Raw genomic sequence first — 5,247 nt, forward strand, 5'->3', positions numbered from 1 at the left:
CCCGGCACCCGGGTCACCGTGCTGATTCCCGAGGTCGAGCCGGACCGGCTGTGGCAGCGGCTGCTCCAGAACCAGCGGGGCGCGGTCGTCGCCCACGCGGTGCGCCGTGACACGGACGCGGTGATCTGCCGGCTGCGGTTCCGCGTCTTCTGACGGCCCTGCTCCGACGCCTTGCTCCACGCCTTGCTCCACGCCTTGCTCCGACGCCTTGCTCCGAGGCCTTGCTCCGAGGCCTTGCTCCGACGCCCTGCTCCGGACCCCGCTATGACGCCCTGATCCGACGTCCTGCCCTGGTCCGCGCCCTGATGGCCCGCATCTCGCCGATGCGGGCCATCGGCGTACCCGGTCGGACGGCGGACGGCGGGGCCCGTCGCCGCACGTGGAGCGGTCGGCCGTAAGGGTTCCGTCAAAGGCGGACCGGACGCCGTATGGGAGGTGTCAACGGCGGTCAGATCCGGCCATCGAGGCGGTTACCTCTAACCGTCCGCTTCATTTCTGAACCTCATCTAGGAGTTCGCGATGGCCGATCTGGCCTTCGTCGTCACCACGATCGCGGTGTTCGCGCTGGTGGCCCTCGTCGCCAAGGGGGTGACGAAGCTGTGACCGCCGAGAACATCGTCGGCCTGATCGTGGCCGTCGCCCTGCTGGGCTATCTCGTCCTCGCCCTGATCTTCCCGGAGAGGTTCTGAGAGCGCCATGAGTCCCGTTCTTGCCGGCGTGCTCCAGCTGCTCGCGCTCATAGCGGCACTGGCCCTCGCCTATGTCCCCCTCGGCGACTACATGGCCAAGGTCTACTCCTCTGACAAGCATTTGCGCGTCGAGAAGTGGATCTACAAGAGCATCGGCGCCAACCCGAACACGGAGATGCGCTGGCCCGCGTACCTGCGCGGCGTCCTCGCCTTCTCCGCGGTCAGCGTCCTCTTCCTCTACCTGCTGCAGCGCCTCCAGGGCCACCTGCCCGGCTCGCTCGGCTTCTCCGCCATCGACCCGGACCAGGCGTTCAACACCGCCGCCTCCTTCGTCACCAACACCAACTGGCAGTCGTACTACGGCGAGCAGGCCATGGGCCACGTCGTGCAGACCGGCGGCCTCGCGGTGCAGAACTTCGTCTCCGCCGCGGTCGGTATCGCCGTGGCCGTCGCGCTCGTACGGGGCTTCTCCCGCTCCCGCACCGGCGAGCTCGGCAACTTCTGGGCCGACCTGGTGCGCGGCACGATCCGCATCCTGCTGCCGCTCTCCGTCGTCGCCGCGATCGTCCTGGTCGCGTGCGGCGCCATCCAGAACTTCTCCGGGATTCACTCGGTGGGCCAGTTCATGGGCGGCTCGCAGCAGTGGAACGGCGGTGCGGTCGCCTCGCAGGAGGCCATCAAGGAGGTGGGCACCAACGGCGGCGGCTACTTCAACGCCAACTCCGCCCACCCCTTCGAGAACCCCACCCCGTTCTCGAACCTCTTCGAGATCTTCCTGCTGCTGGTCATCCCGTTCGCGCTGACCCGCACCTTCGGCCGCATGGTCGGCAGCCTGAAGCAGGGCTACGCGATCCTCGCCACGATGGCCACGATCTGGCTCGGCTTCATCGCCCTGATGATGTGGACCGAGTTCGCCCACCACGGTCCGGCGTTCCAGATCGCGGGCGGCGCGATGGAGGGCAAGGAGAACCGCTTCGGCGTCGGCGCCTCGTCGATCTTCGCGGTGTCGACCACCCTGACCTCGACGGGTGCGGTGGACTCCTTCCACTCCTCGTTCACCGGCCTCGGCGGCGGCATCACCATCCTGGGCATGCAGCTCGGCGAGATCGCGCCCGGTGGTACCGGCTCCGGTCTCTACGGCATGCTGATCATGGCGATCATCGCGGTGTTCATCGCCGGTCTGATGGTCGGCCGCACCCCCGAGTACCTGGGCAAGAAGATCGGCACCCGCGAGATCAAGTTCGCGGCCTGCTACATCCTCATCACCCCGGCGCTGGTGCTCGTCTTCACCGCCGCGGCGATGGCCCTGCCGACTCCGGGCCACTCCATGACCAACAGCGGGGCGCACGGCTTCTCCGAGATCCTGTACGCCTACTCTTCCGGCGCAAACAACAACGGCTCGGCCTTCGCGGGCCTGAACGCCGACACGCAGTGGTTCAACAGCACGATCGGCATCGCGATGCTGCTCGGCCGCTTCCTGCCGATGGTGTTCGTGCTGGCGCTGGCCGGTTCGCTCGCCGAGCAGAAGCCTGTCCCGGCCACCGCGGGCACCCTGCGCACCGAAAAGCCGCTGTTCACCGGCCTGTTGGTGGGCGCCATCCTGATCATCACCGGTCTGACCTACTTCCCGGCGCTCGCGCTGGGTCCGCTGGCCGAGGGGTTGGCGTCATGACCACTCGCACAGATTCGCCTTCAGAAGAGGACTCGATGTCCACAGCCACTCCGACCCGGGCGCCGCACAGCGATGTGCCGACCGGCCACAAGACTGACGAAAGCCGTGTCGGCGCGGGTCTGTTCGACCCGAAGCAGCTGCTGAAGTCGCTGCCGGACGCCTTCCGCAAGCTCGACCCGCGGGTGATGATCAAGTCGCCCGTCATGTTCGTGGTCCTCGTGGGCTCGGTCCTGACGACGATCTTCTCCTTCAAGGACCCGGGTGACTGGTTCGGCTGGGCGATCAGCGCCTGGCTGTGGCTGACCGTGATCTTCGCCAACCTGGCGGAGGCGGTGGCCGAGGGCCGTGGCAAGGCGCAGGCGGACACGCTCAGGAAGGCGAAGACCGACACCGTCGCCCGGCGCCTGACCGGCTCCACCGAAGAACAGGTCCCCGGCACCGAACTGCGCGTAGGCGACCTGGTCGTCTGCGAGGCGGGCGACATCATCCCCGGCGACGGTGACGTCGTCGAGGGTGTGGCCTCGGTCGACGAGTCGGCCATCACCGGTGAGTCGGCCCCGGTCATCCGCGAGTCCGGCGGCGACCGCAGCGCCGTCACCGGCGGTACGAAGGTGCTCTCCGACCGGATCGTCATCAAGATCACGACGAAGCCCGGCGAGACCTTCATCGACCGGATGATCGCCCTGGTCGAGGGCGCGGCCCGGCAGAAGACGCCGAACGAGATCGCGCTGAACATCCTGCTCGCGTCGCTCACGATCGTCTTCCTGCTCGCCTGCGCCACGCTGCCGCCGTTCGCCGACTACGCGGGCACGCACCTCACGATGGTCGTGCTGGTGGCCCTGCTGGTCTGCCTGATCCCGACGACGATCGGCGCGCTGCTCTCGGCGATCGGTATCGCGGGCATGGACCGGCTGGTGCAGAGGAATGTGCTGGCCATGTCCGGAAGGGCAGTTGAGGCGGCGGGTGACGTCTCGACCCTGCTGCTCGACAAGACCGGCACCATCACCCTCGGCAACCGTCAGGCCTCCGAGTTCGTGCCGGTGTCCGGCACCACCGAGGCCGAGGTGGCCGACGCCGCCCAGCTGTCGTCGCTGGCCGACGAGACGCCCGAGGGCCGCTCCATCGTCGTGCTGGCGAAGGAGAAGTACGGGCTGCGCGAGCGGCACCAGGGCGAGCTGTCCGGGGCCGAATGGATCGCCTTCACCGCCCAGACCCGTATGTCGGGTGTGGACGTCGACGGACGCAGGATCCGCAAGGGCGCGGCCGGTTCGGTCATCGCCTGGGTCCAGGAGCGGGGCGGCGAGGTGTCCGCGGACGCCGACACCCTCGCGAGCAGGATCTCCGAAGCGGGCGGCACGCCGCTGCTGGTGGCCGTCGAGGACACCGAGGGCGCGCGCATCCTCGGGGTCATCCACCTGAAGGACGTCGTCAAGGAAGGCATGCGCGAGCGGTTCGACGAGCTGCGCCGGATGGGCATCAAGACCATCATGATCACGGGTGACAACCCGCTGACGGCCAAGGCGATCGCGGACGAGGCGGGCGTCGACGACTTCCTCGCGGAGGCGACTCCCGAGGACAAGATGGCGCTCATCAAGCGGGAGCAGGCGGGCGGCAAGCTCGTCGCGATGACCGGTGACGGCACGAACGACGCCCCCGCGCTGGCACAGGCGGACGTGGGCGTGGCGATGAACACGGGTACGTCGGCCGCCAAGGAGGCCGGCAACATGGTCGACCTCGACTCGAACCCGACCAAGCTCATCGAGATCGTCGAGATCGGCAAGCAGCTCCTCATCACCCGGGGCGCGCTGACGACGTTCTCCATCGCCAACGACGTCGCGAAGTACTTCGCGATCATCCCGGCGCTGTTCGCCGCGGTCTACCCGGGCCTGGACAAGCTGAACATCATGCACCTGTCCTCGCCCGACTCGGCGATCCTGTCCGCGGTCATCTTCAATGCGCTGATCATCATCGCGCTGGTGCCGCTCGCCCTGCGGGGTGTGCAGTACCGGCCGGTGAGCGCCGACAAGATGCTGCGGCGCAACCTCGGGATCTACGGCATCGGCGGCCTGATCGCCCCCTTCATCGGCATCAAGATCATCGACCTGCTCATCTCCCTCATCCCCGGAATCGGCTGATCGGCTATGAACAACTCGGTTACGAACACTGCCCGGTTGCTCTGGGCGGGCCTGCGGGCGCTCCTCGTGCTCACCGTGGTGACGGGCGTCCTCTACCCGCTCGCCATCACCGGGGTCGCCCAGGGCCTGTTCTCCGGCAAGGCGAACGGCTCGGAGATCAAGGCGAACGGCAAGGTCGTCGGCTCCTCGCTGATCGGCCAGTCCTACAACCTGCCGCTGAAGAAGGGCCAGGAGACCCCGGACGCCGACCTGAAGTGGTTCCAGGGCCGCCCCGCGAACGGCCTGGGCGCCAACAGCGTCAACACGCAGTACAAGCTGATCCTGTCGGGCGCCACCAACCGTTCGGGTGACAACGCCGACCTGATCAAGTGGGTCAAGGACGCCAAGGCCGCCGTCATCAAGGACAACTCGGTGAACGGCTACACGGTCAAGCCCTCCGACGTGCCCGCCGACGCGGTCACCTCCTCCGGCTCGGGCCTGGACCCGGACATCTCCCCGAAGTACGCCGGCATCCAGGTGCACCGGATCGCGGAGAAGAACGGCCTGCCCGTCGCCCAGGTGCAGAAGCTGGTCGACGAGCACACCGACGGCCGCACCCTCGGCTTCATCGGCGAGCCCCGAGTCAATGTGCTGGAGCTCAACATCGCGCTCAAGGGACTTGTGGCGAAGAGCTGATGGGCTTAGGCGCACCGCGCGGGAGTTGGCGGACGGGGAACAGACCCCGGTTCGTCAACTCCCGCGTTCACGAGAC

At 67.8% G+C, this 5,247-nt stretch carries 4 protein-coding genes; all 4 read left to right on the forward strand.

The features are described from left to right. Positions 1 to 599 precede the first annotated feature (599 nt). The 4 genes from kdpF to ABZ656_RS56315 are packed head-to-tail and all read left to right on the forward strand — an operon-like array spanning position 600 to position 5,171. The gene (gene kdpF, locus ABZ656_RS56300) at positions 600 to 689 is read left to right on the forward strand and encodes a K(+)-transporting ATPase subunit F (RefSeq protein ID WP_037659531.1); all 90 of its coding nucleotides are present in this window, start codon (positions 600 to 602) and stop codon (positions 687 to 689) included. A gap of 7 nt (positions 690 to 696) precedes the next feature. Beyond that, on the forward strand, positions 697 to 2,361 hold the full coding sequence (kdpA, locus tag ABZ656_RS56305) for a potassium-transporting ATPase subunit KdpA (RefSeq protein WP_360280261.1): 1,665 nt from the start codon (positions 697 to 699) through the stop codon (positions 2,359 to 2,361). 35 nt (positions 2,362 to 2,396) lie between these two features. Next, positions 2,397 to 4,496 (forward strand): potassium-transporting ATPase subunit KdpB, encoded by a 2,100-nt coding sequence (gene kdpB / locus ABZ656_RS56310; RefSeq protein WP_360280266.1) that lies wholly within the window; start codon positions 2,397 to 2,399, stop codon positions 4,494 to 4,496. Positions 4,497 to 4,502: 6 nt separating this feature from the next. Next, on the forward strand, positions 4,503 to 5,171 hold the full coding sequence (locus ABZ656_RS56315) for a potassium-transporting ATPase subunit C (protein ID WP_101407364.1): 669 nt from the start codon (positions 4,503 to 4,505) through the stop codon (positions 5,169 to 5,171). Positions 5,172 to 5,247: the final 76 nt, after the last annotated feature.

The organism is Streptomyces sp. NPDC007095, from assembly GCF_040634475.1.
In the GTDB taxonomy this organism is placed as follows: domain Bacteria; phylum Actinomycetota; class Actinomycetes; order Streptomycetales; family Streptomycetaceae; genus Streptomyces.

Bases quoted from the DNA above. Each gene is read 5' to 3' on its own strand.
- kdpA (WP_360280261.1), top strand. From the start codon at position 697: ATGAGTCCCGTTCTTGCCGGCGTGCTCCAGCTGCTCGCGCTCATAGCG.
- kdpB (WP_360280266.1), top strand. From the start codon at position 2,397: ATGTCCACAGCCACTCCGACCCGGGCGCCGCACAGCGATGTGCCGACC.
- ABZ656_RS56315 (WP_101407364.1), top strand. From the start codon at position 4,503: ATGAACAACTCGGTTACGAACACTGCCCGGTTGCTCTGGGCGGGCCTG.